The sequence below is a fragment of the Paenibacillus sp. AK002 genome (genome assembly GCF_053903045.1).
The window spans coordinates 3,364,500-3,386,911 of the sequence record NZ_CP096377.1; the positions used below are offsets into that span (position 1 = coordinate 3,364,500).

Genomic DNA, 22,412 nt, shown 5'->3' on the forward strand with positions numbered 1-22,412 from the left:
AGTTCTTGTTAAGCGTATCGGACGATTGTATTATGGAAGGAAAAGTAGCCGGAGATGATCTTATGAGCAAGATTCAATTCTCAGCACAAGTTCGATTGGTATCCGATATTTCCCGATCCAAGCAGTTTTATGAAGAGGTGCTCGGTTGTGAAGTGAACGATGTTTGGGCGGTCAGGGATAATTTTGCGCTCGGTTTCAAACTGATTCAGGCGGCAGCGATTACGGACGTTAACCCGAATCCGGCAGGCAAGGACCAACAGACGCCATGGGATACATACGCTTATGTGGATACGCACCAAGAATTAGATGAATTATATGAAGAATTGACCTCCAGCGGGGCCGAAGTGGTACAGGAGCCTGTGCTCATGGAAGCAGATTGGGGCGTGTGGAAGGATTTTGCGATCAAAGATCCGGATAATTACGTGATTGCTTTTGGCTCCGGTAAAAGGAATTGAAGGTGTGAAGATGGACATCGATACAAAGCAGGTTTTGATTAGCAGCGACCCTTCCCTCCTGAATATGGACGTCATTGTACAATTTTTGCGTCAAAGCTATTGGGCTAACGAACGCTCCGATGAGAAAATCAAGAAATCGCTAGAAGGCTCAACATGCTTTGGAGCCTATCTCGACAACCGGCAGATCGGATTTGCAAGGGTCGTGACCGACGACGCAACCGTGTATTGGTTATGCGATGTGTTTGTGGATGAGTCTTACCGTGGGCATGGCATAGGAAAGAAGTTAATCGAAACGATTACCACCAGCGATGACTACCGAAATTTATTCGGCATCTTGTCGACCCGGGATGCTCATGGCCTATACGAACAATATGGATTTGTCCGCGATCATGGAAAAACATTGACTCGATTGCCGGACTTTCTGAGAAAAGCTTAATTTTACATAAGGGACGACATTTGATACAAGCAAAGCCCTGTTAAGGAAGGGGTTCTTTCATCTATGATTATTTGGGTGAACGGCGCATTCGGCTCGGGTAAAACCCAGGCTGCGCATGAGCTGCAGCGAAGAATACCGAACTCGTACGTGTACGATCCGGAAAATGCAGGTTATTTCATTCGCGATAATCTTCCGAAGGATGCCACACGCGATGATTTTCAGCATTATCCGATGTGGAGGGAGTTTAATTACTCCATGTTTAAGCATATGGACCAGGAATCCGAACAATTGATCATTGCTCCGATGACCATATCAAACGCGGCATATTTCGATGAAATCGTTGGGAACCTGAGACGGGACGGCGTGGTTGTCCAGCATTTCACGTTGTGTGCTTCCAAGGAAGTCCTGCTAAGACGATTGCGGAGCCGAGGGGAAGGTGCGAATTCGTGGGCAGCGCAGCAAATCGATCGGTGCATGAGCGGATTCTCGAATGAAGTGTTCCAGCGTCATATCGATACCGATCATCTGTCAATCGACGAGGTGGTAGAAACCATCGGTGCTTTGGCCGATGTGAAGTTATTGCCCGATAACCGCAGCAATAGCCGGAAGAAATTCGACCGTTTAAAAACCAAGTTTGCGCACATTCGGTTTTTCGGGTAAGCAAAGGGTTGTGATTGATCAAACAATAAGAAAAGAAGGCGATTTCTCTTCATGAGAGGTCGTCTTTTTTTGTGCATGGAATATGAGTGGAACCTGACCTATTAAAATATTTGATTATAGCTAAATAGTTTGCCTATGCGAAAAACATATGCTGATGATATGGATATTATGGATTAAATCAAGCTTTTGAAGAAGTGGATTGAAATACGGCGTGTACGAATTTATAAAATAACATTGACAAAAACCTAAAGATGGATTATTTTTTGTACATAGGAATTAAAGTTGCACTAAAGCAAAATAATTGGATGACGGCAGGACGAGGTTATCATTTACATTAGAATGGTCGACTCATTATTTATTTGGAGTGGAGGAGAAAAAAAGATGAAGAACAAGAGGACTAGTAGAGGCAGGATATTCATGGGGGCAGCCATTCTGGGTATATTGCTGGTATTATCCGCATGCGCATCGGGAGAAGCGAAGCAGGACGGCGCGGCAAGCGAGCAGCAAGATAAGAAAATACGCGTGGTGACAACCATTGGACAAATTGCGGAACCCATCTCCGTTATCGGAGGAGATCGGGTGGAGGTGCTGAGCTTGATGGGACCTGGCGTCGATCCGCATTTATATAATGCCACTCAAGGCGATATCAAGAAGCTGGATAGCGGGGACGTTATTTTCTATAGCGGTCTTCATCTGGAAGGCAATATGACGGAAATCTTCGAACAGATCGGAAAAAACAAACCCGTGCTCGCGATAGCGGACGCCATTCCGAAGGATCAGTTGCTTCAGGATGACACGCAGGCGACCGATCCTCACGTATGGTTTGATATCGATCTATGGAAGACCTCCTTGGACTCTGCAGTGGAAGAGCTAAAGTCGCTGTCTCCCGCCGATGCCGACTATTTTGAAGAGAACAAGCAGAAGTATTTTGCGCAATTGGATGAGCTGAAGGCGGAGGCGAAGGATAAGCTGGGGCAAATACCGGAAGAGCAGCGGGTCATGGTTACCGCTCATGATGCCTTTGGGTATTTTGGCCGTATGCATGGTCTGGAAGTCGTTGGTCTTCAAGGCCTGAGCACCGAGGATGAAATCGGCCTCTCGGATATTAACGGCACGATCGACCTACTGCTGGAGCACAAGGTGCCCGCCGTGTTCGTCGAATCCAGCGTCAACCCGGCATCGATCAATGCCGTCATTGAAGGAGCTGCCAAGAAAGGGCTAGACATTAAGCTTGGAGGCGAGCTCTTCTCCGATGCCATGGGCGAGACGGGAACGACGGAAGGCACTTATATCGGAATGTACCGTCATAATGTCGAAACAATCTATCATGCGCTAACAGGAAGTGGTGAATAAGATGTCTGTACTTGAAGTTCAAGATCTCCATGCATCGTATCGAAAAAATAAAGTGCTTCACGACGTGTCCTTCAACGTGGAGCAGGGCTCGTTAACCAGTATCGTCGGGCCGAACGGCGCCGGCAAATCCACCTTGCTGAAGGTCATGCTGGAGCTTCATCCGAAGCTGTCGGGGAATGTTTCCTTCTTCGGGTCCAGCTTAAGCAAAACGAAAACTCGCGTCGGCTATGTGCCGCAGCGGGGATCCGTGGACTGGGATTTCCCGACCGATGCGCTGGATGTCGTCATGATGGGGTTATACGGACGGGTGGGGTGGCTGAAACGGCCAAACAAGAGTCATAAGGAAAAAGCGATGGCATCGCTTGATCAGATGGGCATGGCAGACTTTGCCGACCGGCAGATCAGTCAGCTCTCCGGCGGACAGCAGCAGCGCGTATTTCTCGCAAGGGCGCTCGTTCAGGATGCCGATCTCTATTTCATGGATGAGCCGTTAGCTGGAGTCGATGCCGCAACCGAGCGGGCAATTATGACAACCCTGAAGGATCTGAAAACGGCGGGCAAAACCGTGATGGTGGTCCATCATGATCTGCAGACGGTTGAAGATTATTTCGACCATGTGCTGTTGTTGAACCGTACGGTCATTGCGCACGGGAAGACGGAAGACGTCTTCACGAAGGATCAAGTTTACCGCGCATACGGCGGTTCACTTCGCTGGATGAAGGAGGCGTAGAGCATGCTCCAATCATTATTATCGCCGAATACGCAGTGGGTATTGTTAAGCACGTTAATTCTCGGCATGGCAGCCGGCATGATCGGCTGTCTTGCCTATTGGAAGCGGCAGAGCTTGATGAGCGATGCATTGTCTCACGCGGCGCTGCCGGGTGTGGTAATCGCATTTGCTTTGACGGGAAGCAAGAACCTGCTGGTCATGATTATCGGGGCAGCCGCCAGCGCATTAATCGGGGCCTGGATGATCCAGTGGATTCGGACCTCCAGCCGCATTAAAGAGGATACGGCGATGGGCATGATTCTATCCGTGTTTTTCGGTTTGGGCATTATGCTGCTGACGATCGTGAACCGTACGGCCGGCGGGAATCAAAGCGGACTGGATAACTTTATATTCGGTCAGGCAGCATCCATGGTTCGCAAGGATGTATTCACGATGTTAATCCTGGCTGTTCTGGTCATTCTCGTTGTCTCGATTGGTTTTAAAGAATGGAAGCTATTTCTGTTTGATCCCGATTTTGCCCGGGGGTTAGGGATGAACAGCCGCCTGATGAATTCCTTCTATATGGGGGTGCTCGTACTTGTCATCGTCATCGGCATTCAGGCCGTCGGTGTTATATTGATGGCGGCCATGCTGATCATTCCGGCTGTCAGCGCAAGATATTGGACTCAATCCTTCAAAATGATGGTCATTCTGTCGGCTGTATTTGGAGGCGGCGCCGGGTTTGTCGGTACGCTCGCAAGCACTCTGGGAAAGGGATGGCCTACAGGGCCGTTCATCGTTGTAGCATCCTCCGTGTTGTTCACGATCTCTCTGGTCTTCGGGGCAGAGAAGGGTCTGCTGCTTCAGGCTCTACAGCTCCGCTCCCAGAAAAAACAGCATGTCGAAGCGGGTAGTCAAGCCGTTATAAGTTCCCGGATATCCGAGAGGGGGAGCAATCAATGACGTATACCGCATGGATCTTACTCACAGCCTCACTCGTCGGATTGTCCTGCGGCATCGTCGGCGCGTTCCTGATTCTGCGCAGAATGGCAATGATGGCCGATGCCATCAGCCACACCGTGCTGCTCGGCATCGTAACGGCGTTTATCGTTACCCGAGAACTCAGCGGTCCGCATATGCTGATCGGTGCGATCATAGCCGGCCTGCTGACGGCGGTACTTGTTCAATGGTTTCATTCCAGGGGCGTGCAGCAGGACGCATCCATCGGCGTTGTTTTTACAACCTTGTTTGCCATTGGCGTCATTCTAATTGCGACACAGGTTGGCAACGCCCATCTAGATACAAAGCATGCGCTCATGGGCGAAATCACGTTTGTGCCATGGGACGTGATGCACGTTCCGCTTCTAGGCGAGGTACCGAAAGCGACCTTCATGCTGGCAGCCGTTCTCTTGGTCGTGCTTATCGTGATTCTGGTATTCTATAAGGAATGGAAGATCACCTCCTTTGATCCGGCACTTGCGGCCAGCATCGGCATTCCCGTCGTGCTCATGCATTATGTGTTCATGTCGCTCGTCTCCATCACAACTGTGGCATCTTTTGATGCCGTAGGGGCGATCATGGTGGTGGCTATGCTAATAACACCTGCCGCAGCTGCTTATCTGTGGACCGATAAACTCTCCATCATGCTGGTGCTAAGCGGGGCCTTTGGCGTCATATCGGCATTCATGGGCTATTATATCGCGGTATGGCTGGACACCTCCATTTCGGGATCCATGGCATTCGCAACCGGAATCGTATTTATCATCAGCTTTCTGTCATCTCCGCGACATGGCGTGCTTTCCCGTTATATTCATAAGTTCAAAACGCATGACAGGGAAGAGAAACTGGATGGAATTTCTTAATGTGAGATATTGAAAGAAGCTTGGGTGATAGGCAGCCCGGCTTCTTTTTTTATTTTGCGACATACAGCGTGGTATAATTGGAAAAAATCGCCTCCCCCTGTGCTGGAGGCTTCATGAAGGAGTGAGGTACATATGCAGTTAGAGTCCCCTAGACTGACGATCCGCGATTTCCGGGAAGAGGATTTTGCGAGTATTCATGCCTATGCTTCAGATCCAAGAGTGACCGAGTATACGATGTGGGGACCCAATACGGAAGAAGATACATGGAAATATATAGGGGAAATCCGCCAAATGATAGAGCAGAGCCCCCGTGATAGCTACGAGCTGGCGATCGTATTAAAGGATGGCGGTTCGTTGATCGGTGGCGTAGGGCTTCATCGATCCGATACGAATGCCGAGCTTGGATACTGTCTGAATCCCGCTTATTGGCGGCAGGGTTATGCTACCGAGGCCGCTAGGGTCATGTGTCGCTTCGGCTTCGAGGAACTGGGAGTCAACCGGATCTATGCCACCTGTCGGCCGGGAAACGTCGGGTCTGCTAGCGTCATGCGTCACATCGGGATGAAGCAGGAGGGGCATCTACGGCAGCACTTATGGTTTAAAGGCCGTTATCATGATTCCTATTTATTCTCCATCCTGAAAGAAGAATTCGACGACAGAAAATGACCGACCGTCTTGGAAAGGAGTATGTGCCCGTATGGTAAATAGCGAGTTATTGATCCGCCATAACGGAATATCGATTTACGAGGAAACGTCAGGCAAAGTGTATTATACCAAGGAAAATTATGTGTCCGTTGTTGTTCTGGCAAAGGATGGCGATCAACTGCTGCTGATCCGTCAATACCGAGCGGCCGTGGATGATTATGTTATTCAGCTACCTGGCGGCGGAATAGGCGAGGAAGAGGAACTGGAATCGGCAGCTCGACGTGAAATGCTGGAGGAAACAGGCTTCATCTGCGGTAAGCTTCACTACCTAGGCAAGCTGTACCCGGCGTCCTGGAGGTGCAACGAGATCGCGCATGTCTATTATACCGATGAGGTAATAAGCCAATCGGGCCAACAGCTCGAGGGATACGAGCGCATTGACGTGGTACGAATGAGCGTCACGGACTGCTGGCGCGGGATAAAGGAGAATAAGCTGCAGGATTCCGAACTGATTTTTGCCATGATGCAGGGCTTGCTTAAGGGATTTATTCAGCCATCATAATACGGAGGTTTTTGACTAAATGGATTTTGTTGAGATTTTCATCGTTAGAATGGATGCCATGCTTCAAGAGATGAGAGCGTTGAGAAAAGAAATCCAAGAGATCCAAGCCAACACACATATTCGATAAAAAGGTTTAGTTATCAGTCAAAATCATTTGAAATGTACGGCTGCCTTTAGTGTAGGTATCATTCTACGCCATGGGCAGCTTTTTATTGTTCATGATGGACGTATTCATCATTTTGCATGGTCTTGCAAACTTGTCGAGGAGGAGTCGAATATACTCTATTACGAGCGGATAAGGAGGTCGACATTATGGGAAGGCACTTGCTGATCTATGACGTGCCCTGGTGGATCCTGGGCAAGAATGCCAAAATTATTCAGCAATATCATCCATCGTTGGACCTCATGTCTATGAGCGAATTGGATCTCTATCTTGGACACAAAAGCAGTGGAGAGTTGAATCGCCAATATGATCACATATCCGCCATGTGTCTTGGCATTGCGGCTTATTGCGTTTTCAAGAATATCCGCATCGATTCAGCGGCAGCCGTCTCCTATTATTACTTCAGTAAGCACTATGAAACCTATAGGGAATGGAAGGATGAACTCGTTCCCGATCCTGACTTTCTCAGGCTGGTTATTCCTAGAATCGGAAAGCTAGGCGCTATCAATCGGAGACTGGCTTCAATCTTGCAGGCCTTAGCACCAAGCGCATCTGTGGAGTATATCGGTCATTTCGTGGATGACCAATTGTTTCAGCCATTGCCTCTAGCTCGAATAGACAATGCTCCATTCGTGATCGGATGGGCCGGAGATCCCTCGAAAACCTCTAAAAACTACAATACTTTGTATATGCGAATTAAAGAGCATTTCAAGAGTGACGAAGGAATCGCTTTTATCGAAACTTCTGGAGCTTACGCTTATGAAAGCATGCCGGGTTTTTATCATAAGTTGAACTTGTTGTTGAACACGGGAGCCAATGAAGGAAGCGGGGCTACTGTGCTGGAAGCGTATGCTTGCGGGGTCCCCGTTCTTTCCACGAATGTCGGGAATGCAAAAGATGCAGCTCACCCGGCTGCCCATGGACTGATTCTGGATAGCGACTCTCCCGAAGATTTTATACACAAGATTAACTATTGGAGAAATCGGACGGATGAGCTTCGAGAAATCGGGTTAAGGTGCAGGAGCCATATAGAGTCAGGTTGGAGGATTGAACATGCGATGAGCCGATGGCTCCGCGTTTTGTTCCAAATTTAGTCAAGCTCTGCAGGTGAGGAGGAAGAGAAGATGTTTGACCAAGTTTCCGTTCTGATTCCCTACCAGTCGGATCATGGCGGGCCGAGGGATGCTGCGCTCAAGTGGGCGCTGGATTTCTACTCACGGACGATGCCGGGCATAGAAGTATGTATCGGTGAAGTCTCCGGTTATCCATTCAGCAGGTCGAAAGCCATTAACCGCGCAGCCCGCCAAGCAACCAGGGATGTATTCATGATTGCTGACTGTGATATCGTATATGATCCCAACCTCGTGCTGGAAACGATATCTTACGTGAATGACCGTCAATGGGTTATCCCGTTCAGTCGTATTTTACGACTGCCGGAGGACATCTCGCATATGATCCTGTCTCAAACAGCGGATTGGCCGATCCCTACGATACTGGGAAATAGAGATGAGAACAGCGCTTATTATCTGGGAGGGTTGAATGCATTAAAACGAAATGCGTTTGATGCGGTGGGGGGATATGATGAACGGTTTATCGGCTGGGGCGGGGAGGATGAGGCCTTCGCATACGCAATGGACACCCTTATCGGTACCCACGTTCGATTGGACGGAGAAATGGTGCATTTCTGGCACCCATTTGTTGGACCAGAAGGCAATCCCCATTATGAAACCAACTATGCCTTATACAAACAATACAAGGAGGCAAGGGGGGATGTTCAGTCTATGCGCAAACTGATCGGTAGAGGTTAAGCGTAAGGGCCAGAACAGGAAGGAGAGGATATTCTATGAAGCTGTCGGTCATTGTACCGGTTTTGAATGAAGAAACGTTCGTTCCCTTATATATCGAAAGCGCGAGTCGTTTTGCTCATGAAATCATTATTGTAGATGGAGGAAGCACAGATGACACTTTGAGGCATATTGAGCGCCTGCAGGATCGTTATTCAATCCGGTTGTTTCGTTTGCAGCAGAATGGAATGCCTTACACCGATGATTGGAATGAATCCCAAGTACGCAATTTCCTGATCGATCAAGCTCAAGGAGACTGGATTATGAATCTGGATATCGATGAATTGATGGATGATCGTTTTCAAGAAGCGCTGCCGGAGCTTATGGCCAACGCTGACGTGGATATATATCAGTTCCCGTTCGTCAATTTTTGGGGAGATCCGTGGACAATTCGAGTGAATAGCCCAGGGGATGAGCGATGGTCCAATGATATAACGAGAATGTGGAGGGCGAATAAAGGGATTCGTTATCGTGATGAGAAGCATCATTGCACGCTTGAAGCGGCAGAGGGGCAGAGCATATGGAGTATTCCAAGAGGGCGAAGCGATGTGAATATATACCATTATCATTATGCTTTGGGACGTAAGATCAAATTTAATGACAACCGGAGAAAAGACGTTAATTTACTTGAAAATGAAGGCGTGCCCGATTGGAGTTTTAAGCATTCGGAATACGAGATAGCCACAACTCCCTTTCAAGGTCGTCATCCAGAAGTCATTCGGCGTTACTTAAAGAAAATGGAAAAAGAGCCTCATTCAAATTAAACGCCCTGACCATGCTTCTGAACGAAATTCAGAAGCATGGATGGGCTTTTATATCCCAAGTTTTATAGCTAGCTCCTTTTTAACTATACGGTCGATATATCCTTTGTAAGAGACATGACATTACGTACGGTGTGAGTCACGAGAGCATCTCCCAACACCTTGATATTGGGTAAGTTGGATAGAAGAGCTTTGAGCCGATGATCATGATAACAAAGCGAATCCGCTACAAAATGGTCGGAACGCAGGTAGGGGTAAACATCGGTTGAACCGCAGTATATTACATGATCAAATGTGACTTGTGAGAATAAATCGATCCGGTTTGTGAAATACAGTCTTGGACCCACCTTGCGAGTTCCGATGATCGGATTGCCATGGTATTCATGCGCATATACGATGACATACAAGTTCTCATCCTCCGTCAATCCCATGACGATTTTCTGCCAGCGTCTGGAATGGGTATCCCATACTTTATCACCCAGAACCAAAGCGAACTTCTTCCCTGTCACATGAATCCGATTGGCGATTTCCTGCGGATGATCCGCCAAATGAAACAGGCTGTGAGGACCTTTCGGTAATCTCCAGGATTTGTTCCATTTCTGCTCGTAGTATGCCTTGTTCTTTTCCCACAACGAATCGTATGCCTGGGGCTTCAGCTCTTTAATGGTGGCGCTGCCGTAATGATATACAAAAGCATCCTCGACGATAGCCAGACGGTAACCTGCATTGCGTACCCGTTCACAGTAATCATCATCCTCGAACATGCCAATTCCGTAGGCCGGATCAAGGGAGCCAACCTTATCCCATACACTGCGCTTCATGGCTACACAGAAAAATCCAAGCAAATCGGTATATCTGATATTCTGATGGTACAGCTCATAGAAATCATGCAACCAACGAACATCGGCACCGTATACCGCGTCGCCGATGAAATGATCCAGTGCTTGATCATTACCCACATAATTGGACATCGGGCCCGTCATTCCGATTTGCGGGTCTTCGTGAAATGGCCGGAGCAATCGGGTAATCCAGCTGCCATCAGGTACAAGCGTATCGTTGTTAAGCAGGATCATATACTCACCTGTTGACTCCAGGCATCCGAGTGTGTTCCCTGCGGAGAAACCAAGATTTTCCGGAGACGAAATAACTTTAACTAGCGGGTTGTTAAGAGCTTTAAGGTGGAAAGAAGTTTGATCCGTCGAGGCATTATCGACGATAACAACTTCCAGGTTTGGATAATGTCCCTTTTGCAGCAAACTGCGGAGACATTGCTCGGTGTAAGACCATTTATTGTGAACGACGATAATGACGCTAACCTTAGGGAACAGATGCTGGGTGATGTAGTCGTTCAGAACCTGGTATCTTTGGACCCAGTTATTATGACGGGCGAATTCTTGCCTTCGTTTGATCTGCTCGGTACCGGATTCCTGAAGTGCTTCAAGAATCGCCTGTTCGAATTTATCCGGCGTATCTGCAATGGAGACCATATCGGAAGCGACGGCTTCAACCTCTGGCAGGTCGGTAGATACGACTGGTTTTCCAGCTGCAAGATATTCGTATAGTTTGACAGGATTTGTAGCCTTGGTGAGCATATTCTTCATGAAAGGAATTAACGCAACCTGGAATCGATGTAAATAGATAGGCAGCTCGTGATAGGGCTTCTCGCCCAAAAGTATGACGTTGTCCAGCTTCTCGACGTCAGTGGTATCACAACCAAAGGTGTGTCCGATCAGAACGAATGCCCATTCGGGTCTGTTTCGGGCCACTGTTTCGATCAGGCGTATATCGAACCAGTCGGATATCGCCCCGTAATAACCGATAATCGGCTGCTTTATGGAGTTCAGCTCCGTCAACGATTGTTCAGGCGGCTTTAAGAAATGAGAGATATCAGCGGCATTGCGGATAAGGACCGTAGATGGATTATACTCAATAGCCCAATCGTACAAATGCTGTGAGGACGTTACGACAAGCCCGGCCTCCCGAAGCAGGCGTTCCTCCTGATGGAGCATGGCAGGATCATTTGTCGAGAAACCCGCATGATGATCCATGCAATCATACACGATATGATGTTGCTCCATGGCCGTGACAAGAGGAGTCCAGAACGGTAAATCGACAATCGATACCGCTTGGGATATCCCGAATTTGTCTCGTACGTGCTCTATGGACCATTTTAGGTACTGGATATCCCAGCTGCTCATCTCATCTTTATATAGATTTAGAGGTTTATGCGCGCACAAAGTAACGAGCCAAACGTTTCGATCGATGTTCTTGATGGAGACAAAACGTCCTACCTCTTCTTTGGAAGCCTCTTCCTTGCGCAAACCGGTGATCTCCGTCGTTACATAGAAGACACGATGCCCCTGTTGAGCGAACTGTTCGGATAATTGCTGCGGCCGCTGCCATCTGAATTGCCAATCAATGACGGGAAAACGAATAATGTCGTATAACGGCGCTATCCCGGGTGCGATAATCCCCGTTACCTGGGGCGCAGCAGGGGCAGGGGCAGCTTCGTATTCAAAAGGGGTGACGGATTGTTGGTGAGTTGTATGTGATAGGGAAATCGGAGGTACCGGCTGAACTGACCGTTTCTTTTTGATCCATTTATAGTTCGATTTCCGAAGCTTTATCTGACGGGGACTCGTGCGATTCGTAGAAGATCTGCGCCGGTTGTTCGTGATTTTATTCAAGAGTAGCCTCCTCTCTCGTGTGTGATTGTCTCTTTAACAAAGTATGTATCACCCCATGTATCTGTATGGGTAGAACACCATCCGGCATTCGAATTATCAAATTGGGTATGTATGGTTTACGCGTTGAATGATCTTGCAACAATTCAAACGGACTTCTAGTTGTAGGCCCTTTTCTTATCTTTAGCTATTCCGGTTTCCATTGGACGGATTTATACATATTGTACCAGTGACTATACGGAGGGAGGCAGCTAGTGTGAGGAGATACTGGAACCGAAGCCAACCAAAAGATTGCAAATTCATTGTTGGCAAGAGAAAACATAAGCGTGCTAAAAAGCCGATAACGGTTCTGAGCAAGCTAAATCGGTTGCGCCGGAGATTGATTCATAGCATATCTCAAATCAAATTACAGATCAGACGACTTACCATACGGGTAAACGCTCTTCAGAAGCAAGTGGAGGATTATGGCTATGCGGATTGGAATAATGTCATTGCTTATTTAAGTTCGCGTCTGAATACTCGAATAACCATCGAAACTCCGGCAGGTTCGATTTTCGGTTCATTGGTGTCCATTGGGGAAAATTATATTCAAATCTCGGAGCCTAACGGAAGTATTGCCATAATACCGTTGAGCAGTGTTTTATCTATTGAATAATGTGGATCAGGGAGGTAAGAATGGATGGATTTTTCGGAGATACTGGCAACTTTCCTCGGACGGACAGTAGAGGTTATCCAGGCCAATCAGTTCCTTCAAGGACAGCTATTATCGGCAGCAGGCGGGTTGATCACAGTTCAGGTTGTAAGCTCAAACTATTTGCCATCCTCAAGGCAGGTCACCATCATCAATGATAATATTTCATTAGTTCGCATACTTCCTTAGTCTTTATTTGAGATGAGGAACTTTGCCATAACTATTTCAAAATATCGCTCATCGAGTTCTTCCATTTCTCATAGTGATTAAGATGCCGATGCGTCATGCTTGAGCTCCTAATTCTTCTATGATATAGCGGTTGAGGAATGTAAACTGGATGGAAGCTTGAAACCTTGGATAACATCTCGATATCTTCGTATAGACGTCCTTCGAATGGAACCGAGGTGTTCCATCCTCCTAGCTGCTCAATTACAGAGACATTGAACATTCTTGGGGCTACTGCCATAGCTTCTGCCAGGAGTCGCTCCGCGGACAAATGGGAAGGCCCGGTTCGGACCCCCTGGTAAAGGAGCTGTTTATTCAAACGCTCGACCCATTCAAAATGATTCGCATACAGTACACCAACATTCGGCTCCCTCTTAGCTTCTTGTAGAAGAACTTCCAGAATATCTGGTGACAGCCAATCATCGGCATCCAGCTCAAGAAACCAGGCCCCCCTGGCCATTTGAAGCGCTATGTTCAGGGCATGAGCCTTACCCAGATTTTGATGTAGGCTCACTTTATTTATACGCTTATCTATCGGTAATCCCGCCAGGATGCTTGGAGTATCATCACTTGAATGATCATCAACTATGATCAGCTCCCAATCTGTGATCGTCTGTGACAATACGGAGCGAATAGCCCACGGCAAGTATTCACCATCGTTAAATGTGCACAGCGCAATGGTAACTATAGGAGAGCTTTGTTTTTCATTGATAGTCTGAACGCGGGATGGAGCGTGAAGAAGCGGAGAGATTGCGTTCCATTCCTCTGCTTCCTTCATCCAGGGAGGAGCAGCGCGATGATGGTATGAGATCCCGTCAGAATCTACTTCCGTCCATTCATAGTGGCTTGATAGCTGGATCTGTTTATCGATCAACACATATTTCTGAAACGGCAGCTGATCATTACTGGTAAAACCCGGTTTCTGTCCATTCATCACGATGTTCGTACGCCATAACAGGGGGCCGCGGGGAGTAGTAAAGGTTGGAACAGGTCTTTTGGGAAATACAGCTGGCGGGTCTGTTTTGGTTACGGAAGTCAGTATAAAGCCAGCGGAGCTGTCAGCGTAAGTTTGCAGCCATCGTTCGATTTCTTTCTCCGCCTTAGGCTGTACAGTATCTCCGGCATAGAGCGTCATGAACCATGGCGAATACAGGTTATCGGACAGCGCATCGTTCATTGTTGCTGCAGACTCCTGTTCGTTTTGAATCACGATAGGACAGGCATTTGAAAAAACGCGCAAAACCGTGGATACGGTGTTTTCGCTTAAATGAGGATTTAATCCAGGTAGAATAAACACCAGCATGGCCGTCATGTTCCTTTCTGTATCCTAACCGAAGGTGATTCTAAACGGATGTAATGGATCATCAGCACGATTCTGTTTATCATATGCCCCCATTCTCATGGGGGATACAAATGCCGATAACTTACTCCATGTTGCGGCGTATAGGTAAATCGGGAATAATAGAGCATATAGACCGGAACCCTGGACAGGAGAGGTAGGATCAAATGAAATCGACTCAGAGTCATATCATTCGGCAAGCCCAAGACTTTGCTCGCGCCGTACACGAAGGGGATGCAAGCGGCCACGACTGGTGGCACGTTCAGCGTGTCACCCGCATCGCCCGAATACTGGCTCATCTTGAAGGCGCCAACGTATACATATGTGAGTTATCGGCAGTCCTCCATGACGTAGCCGACGAGAAATTAAACGAATCAAAAGAAGCAGGTTACGAGCGGGTTCGCCATTGGTTGAAACAAGCCGGCGTAGAAGCATCTGATCAGGAGCATGTGCTGGGGATCATCGGTACGATGTCTTTCTCAGGCGGAACAGGGAGTACTATGCAAACGCTGGAAGGCCAAATTGTCCAGGATGCGGATCGGCTTGATGCGATGGGGGTTATCGGAATCGCTCGTACTTTCGCATATTCCGGATGGAAAGGACAGAGTATGTACGATCCGTCTGTTCCACTCCGCGAGCATATGACCCTGGAGGAATATCGAAAAGGAAAGAGCACGGCCATTAATCATTTCTCTGAAAAGCTCCTGAAGCTGAAGGACCGGATGAATACCGAATCGGCCAAGCTGCTTGCAGATGGTAAGCATCAAAGCCTTGAGCTCTTCCTCGAGGCGTACGATAAAGAATGGGCGATGGGGAATGAAGCCTACCTGCGGGAATCGCCGATTCATCGCGGGAACGTATCGCGAATCCATATTGCCTTTGATGAGTCGACGGCAGGATCGCTCAAGATCATGCTGCTGTCGAAACCCGGTGAAATCGTAGTGACATTAGGCGATAATCTTATGGCCGGACCGCTTCCGAACGATCATGATTTCGCCCGTTCGTTCTCCACCCGAAAGCAGTGGTTTGAGGAACGATATAGCACCGCGTATACGGAAGACAGAAAATTAACGATGCTGCAGGCAGCGTTCGCGTGGCTGACCTGCCCTCAGCAGATAAAAGAAATGCCATGCCTGATATGGGCCGGCGATTCCGCGGCGGAACAGCTGGGCCTGCGAAGATTGCTGTCCTTAATGACGGATCATTCCGAGGTAAGATTGGTGAATGCGACAAGCGTGCTTCATCAGCAAAATCCAAATCAGCGGTTCAAAGGAACATTTGAAATGAACGCGAACCAGCTGCAGCACGTTCTGGATGCAGCTGAGCCGGTTCCATTGTCGCCGCAAGCGCAGGCGGGCTATCGCGCAGACTGGGAGCGCCTTTTGAGCGAAGACGGGTTCCTTCGGGTGCTTCAAGGTGATATGCTGTGCACCGTTCCAGAATCTTACTACGATGAAGAAATTCTGAAAACCGTATACCGCCTTGAAGCCAGGCATGGATTCTTCAAGAAATCCGCTCGGGTTATTGGCGAGGTCATCGGACAGGGGGAATTAACCGTTTCCGACTTTTTCATCGAGTACCGCATTCGTCATCTGATTCAGACAGGTGCTTTAACTTACTCCGGCGAGCTGGATGCCATGCGGTACTACAGCGTCTCGCTTGTGGATGCATCGAGTCCAAAGGAGCAGTGGAGTCATGAACAACGCCTGGCTAAGGCTGCGAAGCTGAAGTCGCTGCTAAGTGAGATGATGGAAATGAATCTTGCGGAGACAGGCATTATGGAGGAATTGCGGCAGCTAGATGCAGAAAGCCTAGGATTATCTGAATTCTCCGGCTCGGAAGCCTTAACGGGCAGCATGCAAACTGAAATCGATTACCTGTTGAGCACTTATGAGGATCATAGAATACAACGAGTGTCTTTGATGCGCTCCCTGGAAAAGGCGTTAATCCAAATCGATGAAACGGCTCCTAAAGAATAGATTAATAAATTCATAGATTATGATTTCATAAAGAGCGGACTATCATTTTGAAAGAGAATTGATCACGGAAAGCGGTGGAGACATGTTATTTACGGAGCAAGAGATTCAAACCATAAGAGAACAAGCGCTTGGGATGGACAAGCATAGACAAGTAACTCCCGACGTGCTGAAAACCATATATGATCATCGTTTGTTTCACCTGTTTGTTCCCGACGAGCTGGAAGGAAGGATGACCCCTCTGCCGGATGCAACGCGTTTCTTCCAAGAAAGTGCCCGCATCGACGGCAACCTGGGATGGCTGGTTACGATAGGAGCAGGCGGAGGATTCTTTGCCGCACTGATGAGTCCAGATATCAGCCGAAGGGTGTTTGCGCGCCGCGAAGCGGTGATTGCGGGCAGCGGCATGCCGACAGGTACCGCCAGACAGGTGGACGGCGGTTATATCGTGACTGGCAGCTGGAAGTATTGCAGCGGGTCTACCTATGCTACGACCTTTACGGCCAACGCAGTTGTTGAACAGGGTTCAACGCTACAAGATGCCCCTGGCGAGCCGACTGCGGATCAGGGCGAACCCGAGATCCGGTCATTTATCATGAATCCTGACCAGATCGAAATCCAGCAGGATTGGAATGCCTTTGGCCTTCGGGCAACAGGGAGCCACACCATATCCGCTGTTGAGGCATTCGTTCCGGATGAGATGACATTCTCGCTTACGGAAACGAAAGGGTATGAGAACGAGCCGATTTATCGCTATCCATTCCTTCCGTTTGCTCAAGTATCCTTTGCCGGTGTTGCAGTCGGGATCGCGGAGCATTTCCTTGAAGCTGCGGAATCGCTCGCGGTTAAGCGGGGAAGTTCTTCCTATGTGTTCGGGAAGCTGAATGAATATCAAGCGGCATTGCATCTATCGATTGCTGATTTTTATAAGAGGGTAGAAGCGTCGTGGGCAGAGCTGATGGCGAACGGTGCCTTATCGGATGCCACGGAGGCACAGGTTACGGCCCAAAGCATCGAAACAGCCCAAGCTGCGTTATTCTGCGGCCAGCAGCTGTTTCCGCTGTTCGGTTTATCTGCTGCGATGGAAGATGCCGAAATCAATCGCTGCTGGAGGGACCTACAGACGGCCTGCTCGCATGCGCTGCTGAGAACCTATGAATAAACAAACAACCATGAGCGGCAAACGAGCTGCTCATGGTTGTTGTTTATATGTGGATTATAGCAGGGATTATTAATTACGATTGCATGGACCTTTGACCATTATACCAGGAAATAGCGTTGGGATAACGGCAAATGAGACGATGGGGCGCTTGTCAGCTTCTCGCCGTTAACGGTTACGGCATAGGTCGCCGGATCAACCATGATTTCCGGCGTCTCCCCATTGTGAACAAGATCCGCCTTTCTCACGGTTCGGCAGTTCCTTACAGGCAGGAGCTGTTTACGCAATCCCAGTGGATCCAGCGTCCCTAATTGCAGGGAAGCTTGGGATACGAAGGTGGCGCTTAGCGCTGCCTGAGCGCCGCCATAGCTGCCGAACATCGGCCGATACATATACGGCTGCGGTGTAGCGATGGAAGCGTTGGGATCTCCCATGACGGCGTGGACAATCATGCCGCTCTTCAGCACGATCTCCGGTTTAGCTCCGAAGAAGGCGGGTTTCCAAAGTACGAGATCAGCCATTTTTCCTACCTCGACGGAACCGACATAATCGGATATCCCATGGGTCATGGCCGGGTTAATGGTATATTTGGCAATATATCGTTTGATGCGGAAATTGTCCGACTTGGAATCCGGCCCGAGCGGGCCGCGCTGCTGTTTCATTTTGTCGGCCGTTTGCCATGTACGGATAGCGACCTCACCAACCCGCCCCATTGCCTGCGAATCGGAACTGGTCATGCTGATCGCCCCGATGTCATGCAAAATATCTTCCGCTCCGATCGTCTCCGCACGAATCCGTGACGCGGCGAAGGCAACATCCTCGGGTATACGCGGATCCAGATGATGGCAGATCATCAGCATATCCAGATGCTCGTCAACCGTATTCACCGTATATGGCATGGTCGGACTGGTCGAGGAGGGGAGGACATTCGGCATGGAGGCAACCCGCAGCAGATCCGGCGCATGACCGCCTCCCGCACCTTCGGTATGGTAGGTATGAATCGCCCGGTCATTAAAGGAGCGCAGACTGTCTTCAACATAACCGGCTTCGTTCAATGTGTCGGTATGGATGTTGACCTGCACATCCAGTTCTTCGGCAACGCTCAGGCATTTGTCGATGACGTAGGGCGTGCTGCCCCAGTCTTCGTGGATTTTGAGTCCAGCCGCCCCGGCATGGACTTGTTCGGCCAGCGCTTCAGGACGACTGCTGTTTCCTCGTCCCAGAAGAACCATATTGATCGGCAGTGCATCGGTCGCTTGCAGCATTCGCTGCAAATTCCATACCCCCGACGTACAATTGGTTGCCAAGGTGCCCGTTGCGGGACCGGTGCCTCCGCCAACGAATGTAGTGATCCCGCTTTGGAGCGCGATTTCGACTTGCTGCGGACTGATGAAATGCACATGCGAATCCACGCCGCCGGCCGTTACGATCAAGTTCTCTCCGGAGATGACTTCCGTGCCCACACCGATGATCATGCCATCGGTGACACCATCCATCATCAGCGGATTTCCTGCTTTTCCGATGCCGCTGATGCACCCGTCCTTAATCCCGATGTCCGCTTTCACAATTCCCCAGGTATCCACAATGATGGCATTCGTTATGACCAGATCCAGCGCCCCTTCCGCGCGGGTCGCGAGCGGATGCTGTCCCATGCCGTCACGTATCACTTTACCGCCGCCGAAGACGCATTCATCCCCATAAACGGTATAATCCTTCTCAATCTCAAGCCAGAGGGAGGTGTCGGCAAGCCTGACCCGATCCCCTGTCGTAGGTCCATACATGCTGGCATAGGTCGCGCGGTCGATTGTTGTCATAAGCTCACCATCCCATTGGTTTTTCCGTTCGTCAGACCTGCAAAACCATGAATTTCCTGGCTCCCGCCAATTTGAACAAGCGTCACCTTCGAGGTGTCTCCCGGCTCGAATCTTGCCGACAAACCGGAGGCGATATCGAGCCTGTATCCTTGCGTTCCGTTTCGTTCGAATAATAAAGCGGAATTGCATTCGTAAAAATGGAAGTGCGATCCTACTTGAATCGGACGGTCGCCGCTATTTGTAACCTCACGCGTAATGCGGGGCCGGTCCGGCACAAGCTGAATCGGCTCGTCTCGCAGGTCGTATTCACCTGCAACAATGCCGGAAGAGGACGGAGCGCCTTGAATCGGGTCATGAACGCTGACCAGCTTGGTGCCATCCACAAAGGTAGCTTCGACTTGAACTTCCCTGAGGAGATGGGCGACGCCGTCCATCACTTGATCCGCCGACAGCACATGACGGGCTTCCTTCATTAATTCGGCTACGGACTTACCATCACGAGCACCTTCGACAACAAAACCCGAAATGAGTGCGGCCGCTTCCGGGTAGTTTAACTTCAACCCTCGGTCTAATCGTTTTTGTGCTAATTCCATTGCCAGAAAAAGCATTAATTTGTCTCTCTCCTGGTAGGTTAAATGCATTTTAGCCACTCCTTTTGCATTCAGATGTGTTAATATTCATAACATAAACGAGGCTAGGTATCGACTGACATGCTGCGTGATGGTGTTTATTTTGGATAAATGTAGCATTAGACAAAGAAATAGTCAATATCAATGTCATTAAACATAACATAACATAACACAAAACTCGCAGTTCTCTGAGCCTCATAACGAAATCGATATTTTAAATGGCAACAAAAAAAGACCCCGATTGGGGTCTATCCAAGTTTTATCTAAATTTTCCGTATTCTTTGATGTGAACGTCAATTAAGCATTCGACCTGCAGCTTTTGCAATTCTTGCCGCCAGTCCATCCTCTTCCATTGCTCATAGCCAATCCGGTTACGGACGTACCTGCCGATTCCGAGGTTGTCAATCTGATGCTGTTTCATGAGCGAGACCATGGCATCGGCTTTTTTCGATATATACTGGCTGATTCGCTGCTCCAGCTCATGCCGTTCGCGGTCATTGCTTAACCTGGCATCGCCGATGTATTCCAGAACGGACCCGGAAACCTTAACATTAAATATCACTTTGTCAATGCCTCGGTCTCCACGTACAACCTTGACTTTTCTAGAGCTGATCAATGAACTGAACATGACGACTTCATTCTTATCCCCATCCGACAGATCAATGTTAAGTTGACCTTCTCTGAACTTGCCCTTCAGAAAGGAGAAAATCAATGCATCCTGCGGCTCGATCTTAGCTACATAGCGATCATCTTTAAATAACGCAATTCCATTCGTCGTAATGTAGTTCTTGTCATGCTTCTTAATCATCGGGGCAACCGGATCAACGCCCTGATCGAAATAATCCCTGGCAAAGTTGAACAGCGTGACCTTGGGAATGGTCTGGCCGAGCGCTTCCTTTTCAAGCAGCATATCGATATACCGTCCTGTTCGCGGATGCTGCTTGTAATCGTCTATTAACAGTTCGCCGGCATTGCCTTCAACCACGCTTATTTTTACCTGAGACGATATGGCAGGATCCCTGTACAAGGTATCCAGATGTCCGTGCAGCCCGTGTTCCGCCATCGAACGCCCGAACAGCACGTTGCGCAATTGCCCGCTGACCAGCAGCATGCCGGTTTGTCTGGACATAACCATCTTTGCTTCTTTGCTGCTCTTGGCCGTTGCCGTCAGCACTTCCCGTTTAGCGGAAGTTTCCGGATCCGCTTGCGGAATGGAGACCGAAATGGCTAAGTTGCCATCCGGCAGCATGTCATAGCTGGTCGTCTGAATGAACCCCAGATCTTCCAAAATGCGTTGATCACCGCAACCCGCCAGAGGAAGGAGGCACAAGAGCAGGAGCAAGCATGCATATTTTTTTAACATTGTGCATCACGCTGCCTTTTTCTGCGCTGCCAAAGCAGCAGCGCAATGAGTATAAACGGCATGATATAAGCAAACCCGATTTGGATGTACCCCAGAAACAGAAGCCACTCCCGGATGCGGTTCAATACGGTGGGAATGTAGGATATCAGCAGGGCTACCAGTATGATGAAGAAATAGTGGACATTGATCTTGATTTTCGGAAAGACTCTTTGGGTGCTTTCGCCCGCTGCCCAGAAATAAAGCACCAGCGTAATGAGGGTCGTAAACAGGAAGAAACCGTAGAATAGATTCTCGATTCGCTCGATAAACGGAAGTTTGATATACGCCAGCAAATCCAGTAACGGGAATAGCATGACTTTCAACATATCGCTGCCAACGACGCCGAACGAAACAAAACCCAGAATGGTATAGGATACCGTACGTATCAAATTCCCATAGATTACAGCCCTGAACAATTTGGTTTTCTTATCGGTATAGGGAAACAAGAGTAAGCATAACTCATAACCCAAGTAAGCCAAATAGATTTGAAAGAATCCTTCCAACATGTTGGAACTGTCTTTAAATATATAGGGCGTTAATCTCTCGATTCGAAACTCCCCTGCATAATACAGCAGAAGCAAACTCATCCAAATGGTACACCAAAAAAAGACCGTGGAAGCTTTGGAGATATTGTACAATCCCTTGGTCAGCAGCATGAAAGCAAGGATATCAATCGCTATCTTAAATACCATTGGGTTTGTTGTCGGGAACGCAAACATCTGAAAGATCAGCACGTACTGCTTGGCAACGAGACAGCCGATTAAAGCCCATACCGTACTGATCGCCAGATAGAAGGGGGCCAGTATGAATTTGGGGATGCTTTTCTCCAATATGTCGAATATCGACTGCCCTTCGCCCAACCGGTACACCCAATATATCTGATAAATGTTAAGGCAGACCAGAATCGAAGCCGGGATCGTAATGAGCCATCCGTTTGTGCCAAAATATTGGGCCTCCACCTGCGTAATACTGAATACATAGACACCCGTTTGAATCATGTAGATGAGGATCGCGGTATGAAATTGGGATAGTTTTTCCTTCAA

At 48.7% G+C, this 22,412-nt stretch carries 21 protein-coding genes; 15 read left to right on the forward strand and 6 right to left on the reverse strand.

The window, feature by feature from the left end:
* Nucleotides 1-62: 62 nt before the first annotated feature.
* From M1D70_RS14870 to M1D70_RS14925, 12 genes are all read left to right on the forward strand, one after another.
* Nucleotides 63-455 carry a VOC family protein gene (locus tag M1D70_RS14870; RefSeq protein ID WP_009590218.1) on the forward strand — a complete coding sequence of 131 codons (393 nt, stop codon included), beginning with the start codon at nt 63-65 and terminating at the stop codon, nt 453-455.
* Between the two features lie 10 nt (nt 456-465).
* Nucleotides 466-891 (forward strand): GNAT family N-acetyltransferase, encoded by a 426-nt coding sequence (locus M1D70_RS14875; RefSeq protein WP_456290310.1) that lies wholly within the window; start codon nt 466-468, stop codon nt 889-891.
* A gap of 63 nt (nt 892-954) precedes the next feature.
* Nucleotides 955-1,551, forward strand: a complete 597-nt coding sequence (locus M1D70_RS14880) for an AAA family ATPase (protein ID WP_456290311.1) — start codon at nt 955-957, stop codon at nt 1,549-1,551.
* Nucleotides 1,552-1,932: 381 nt separating this feature from the next.
* On the forward strand, nt 1,933-2,904 hold the full coding sequence (locus tag M1D70_RS14885; protein ID WP_456290312.1) for a metal ABC transporter solute-binding protein, Zn/Mn family: 972 nt from the start codon (nt 1,933-1,935) through the stop codon (nt 2,902-2,904).
* Between the two features lies 1 nt (nt 2,905).
* Complete coding sequence (locus M1D70_RS14890; RefSeq protein WP_456290313.1) at nt 2,906-3,634, forward strand: metal ABC transporter ATP-binding protein; 729 nt, start codon at nt 2,906-2,908, stop codon at nt 3,632-3,634.
* 3 nt (nt 3,635-3,637) lie between these two features.
* Nucleotides 3,638-4,576, forward strand: coding sequence for a metal ABC transporter permease (locus M1D70_RS14895; protein ID WP_456290314.1), 939 nt, complete (start codon nt 3,638-3,640; stop codon nt 4,574-4,576).
* Nucleotides 4,573-5,475: a metal ABC transporter permease gene (locus M1D70_RS14900; RefSeq protein ID WP_456290315.1), complete on the forward strand. Its 903-nt coding sequence runs from the start codon at nt 4,573-4,575 to the stop codon at nt 5,473-5,475. Before M1D70_RS14895 ends, M1D70_RS14900 begins: the two co-directional genes overlap by 4 nt.
* A 132-nt stretch (nt 5,476-5,607) precedes the next feature.
* A complete protein-coding gene (locus M1D70_RS14905; RefSeq protein ID WP_456290316.1) occupies nt 5,608-6,141 on the forward strand; it encodes a GNAT family N-acetyltransferase in 534 nt (177 codons plus the stop codon).
* 31 nt (nt 6,142-6,172) lie between these two features.
* The gene (locus M1D70_RS14910; protein ID WP_009590247.1) at nt 6,173-6,682 is read left to right on the forward strand and encodes an NUDIX hydrolase; all 510 of its coding nucleotides are present in this window, start codon (nt 6,173-6,175) and stop codon (nt 6,680-6,682) included.
* Nucleotides 6,683-6,994: 312 nt separating this feature from the next.
* On the forward strand, nt 6,995-7,939 hold the full coding sequence (locus M1D70_RS14915; RefSeq protein ID WP_456290317.1) for a glycosyltransferase: 945 nt from the start codon (nt 6,995-6,997) through the stop codon (nt 7,937-7,939).
* A 30-nt stretch (nt 7,940-7,969) separates the two neighbouring features.
* A complete protein-coding gene (locus tag M1D70_RS14920; RefSeq protein ID WP_456290318.1) occupies nt 7,970-8,653 on the forward strand; it encodes a galactosyltransferase-related protein in 684 nt (227 codons plus the stop codon).
* A gap of 35 nt (nt 8,654-8,688) precedes the next feature.
* Entirely contained in the window at nt 8,689-9,453 is a 765-nt protein-coding gene (locus tag M1D70_RS14925) for a glycosyltransferase (RefSeq protein WP_009590275.1), read from the forward strand.
* A gap of 83 nt (nt 9,454-9,536) precedes the next feature.
* On the opposite strand, the gene M1D70_RS14930 is transcribed toward M1D70_RS14925, so the two are convergent.
* A complete protein-coding gene (locus tag M1D70_RS14930) occupies nt 9,537-12,137 on the reverse strand; it encodes a glycosyltransferase (protein WP_456290319.1) in 2,601 nt (866 codons plus the stop codon).
* A gap of 676 nt (nt 12,138-12,813) precedes the next feature.
* Between M1D70_RS14930 and M1D70_RS14935 the strand changes: the two genes are divergently transcribed.
* On the forward strand, nt 12,814-13,014 hold the full coding sequence (locus M1D70_RS14935) for a hypothetical protein (protein ID WP_009590225.1): 201 nt from the start codon (nt 12,814-12,816) through the stop codon (nt 13,012-13,014).
* A gap of 31 nt (nt 13,015-13,045) precedes the next feature.
* Here M1D70_RS14935 and M1D70_RS14940 read toward each other — a convergent pair whose 3' ends face one another.
* Nucleotides 13,046-14,362: a glycosyltransferase family 2 protein gene (locus tag M1D70_RS14940; protein ID WP_456290320.1), complete on the reverse strand. Its 1,317-nt coding sequence runs from the start codon at nt 14,360-14,362 to the stop codon at nt 13,046-13,048.
* A 194-nt stretch (nt 14,363-14,556) separates the two neighbouring features.
* Here M1D70_RS14940 and M1D70_RS14945 point away from each other — a divergent pair, with 194 nt between their 5' ends.
* Together M1D70_RS14945 and M1D70_RS14950 are read left to right on the forward strand one after the other, a co-directional pair.
* Nucleotides 14,557-16,368, forward strand: a complete 1,812-nt coding sequence (locus M1D70_RS14945) for a DUF3658 domain-containing protein (protein ID WP_456290321.1) — start codon at nt 14,557-14,559, stop codon at nt 16,366-16,368.
* An 82-nt stretch (nt 16,369-16,450) separates the two neighbouring features.
* Nucleotides 16,451-17,527, forward strand: a complete 1,077-nt coding sequence (locus M1D70_RS14950) for an acyl-CoA dehydrogenase family protein (protein ID WP_036671317.1) — start codon at nt 16,451-16,453, stop codon at nt 17,525-17,527.
* Nucleotides 17,528-17,625: 98 nt separating this feature from the next.
* On the opposite strand, the gene ureC is transcribed toward M1D70_RS14950, so the two are convergent.
* From ureC to M1D70_RS14970, 4 genes are all read right to left on the reverse strand, one after another.
* Entirely contained in the window at nt 17,626-19,338 is a 1,713-nt protein-coding gene (gene ureC, locus M1D70_RS14955) for an urease subunit alpha (RefSeq protein ID WP_456290322.1), read from the reverse strand.
* Nucleotides 19,335-19,979, reverse strand: a complete 645-nt coding sequence (ureA, locus tag M1D70_RS14960; protein ID WP_456290323.1) for an urease subunit gamma — start codon at nt 19,977-19,979, stop codon at nt 19,335-19,337. Before ureA ends, ureC begins: the two co-directional genes overlap by 4 nt.
* A gap of 247 nt (nt 19,980-20,226) precedes the next feature.
* Nucleotides 20,227-21,330, reverse strand: a complete 1,104-nt coding sequence (locus M1D70_RS14965; protein WP_456290324.1) for a Ger(x)C family spore germination protein — start codon at nt 21,328-21,330, stop codon at nt 20,227-20,229.
* Nucleotides 21,324-22,412, reverse strand: a complete 1,089-nt coding sequence (locus tag M1D70_RS14970) for a GerAB/ArcD/ProY family transporter (protein WP_456290325.1) — start codon at nt 22,410-22,412, stop codon at nt 21,324-21,326. Before M1D70_RS14970 ends, M1D70_RS14965 begins: the two co-directional genes overlap by 7 nt.

Excerpts from the sequence above, each read along its gene's own strand:
- M1D70_RS14870 (WP_009590218.1), top strand. The coding sequence starts at position 63 with ATGAGCAAGATTCAATTCTCAGCACAAGTTCGATTGGTATCCGATATT.
- M1D70_RS14875 (WP_456290310.1), top strand. The coding sequence starts at position 466 with ATGGACATCGATACAAAGCAGGTTTTGATTAGCAGCGACCCTTCCCTC.
- M1D70_RS14880 (WP_456290311.1), top strand. The coding sequence starts at position 955 with ATGATTATTTGGGTGAACGGCGCATTCGGCTCGGGTAAAACCCAGGCT.
- M1D70_RS14885 (WP_456290312.1), top strand. The coding sequence starts at position 1,933 with ATGAAGAACAAGAGGACTAGTAGAGGCAGGATATTCATGGGGGCAGCC.
- M1D70_RS14890 (WP_456290313.1), top strand. The coding sequence starts at position 2,906 with ATGTCTGTACTTGAAGTTCAAGATCTCCATGCATCGTATCGAAAAAAT.
- M1D70_RS14895 (WP_456290314.1), top strand. The coding sequence starts at position 3,638 with ATGCTCCAATCATTATTATCGCCGAATACGCAGTGGGTATTGTTAAGC.
- M1D70_RS14900 (WP_456290315.1), top strand. The coding sequence starts at position 4,573 with ATGACGTATACCGCATGGATCTTACTCACAGCCTCACTCGTCGGATTG.
- M1D70_RS14905 (WP_456290316.1), top strand. The coding sequence starts at position 5,608 with ATGCAGTTAGAGTCCCCTAGACTGACGATCCGCGATTTCCGGGAAGAG.
- M1D70_RS14910 (WP_009590247.1), top strand. The coding sequence starts at position 6,173 with ATGGTAAATAGCGAGTTATTGATCCGCCATAACGGAATATCGATTTAC.
- M1D70_RS14915 (WP_456290317.1), top strand. The coding sequence starts at position 6,995 with ATGGGAAGGCACTTGCTGATCTATGACGTGCCCTGGTGGATCCTGGGC.
- M1D70_RS14920 (WP_456290318.1), top strand. The coding sequence starts at position 7,970 with ATGTTTGACCAAGTTTCCGTTCTGATTCCCTACCAGTCGGATCATGGC.
- M1D70_RS14925 (WP_009590275.1), top strand. The coding sequence starts at position 8,689 with ATGAAGCTGTCGGTCATTGTACCGGTTTTGAATGAAGAAACGTTCGTT.
- M1D70_RS14935 (WP_009590225.1), top strand. The coding sequence starts at position 12,814 with ATGGATTTTTCGGAGATACTGGCAACTTTCCTCGGACGGACAGTAGAG.
- M1D70_RS14940 (WP_456290320.1), bottom strand. The coding sequence starts at position 14,362 with ATGACGGCCATGCTGGTGTTTATTCTACCTGGATTAAATCCTCATTTA.
- M1D70_RS14945 (WP_456290321.1), top strand. The coding sequence starts at position 14,557 with ATGAAATCGACTCAGAGTCATATCATTCGGCAAGCCCAAGACTTTGCT.
- M1D70_RS14950 (WP_036671317.1), top strand. The coding sequence starts at position 16,451 with ATGTTATTTACGGAGCAAGAGATTCAAACCATAAGAGAACAAGCGCTT.
- ureC (WP_456290322.1), bottom strand. The coding sequence starts at position 19,338 with ATGACAACAATCGACCGCGCGACCTATGCCAGCATGTATGGACCTACG.
- ureA (WP_456290323.1), bottom strand. The coding sequence starts at position 19,979 with ATGCATTTAACCTACCAGGAGAGAGACAAATTAATGCTTTTTCTGGCA.
- M1D70_RS14965 (WP_456290324.1), bottom strand. The coding sequence starts at position 21,330 with ATGTTAAAAAAATATGCATGCTTGCTCCTGCTCTTGTGCCTCCTTCCT.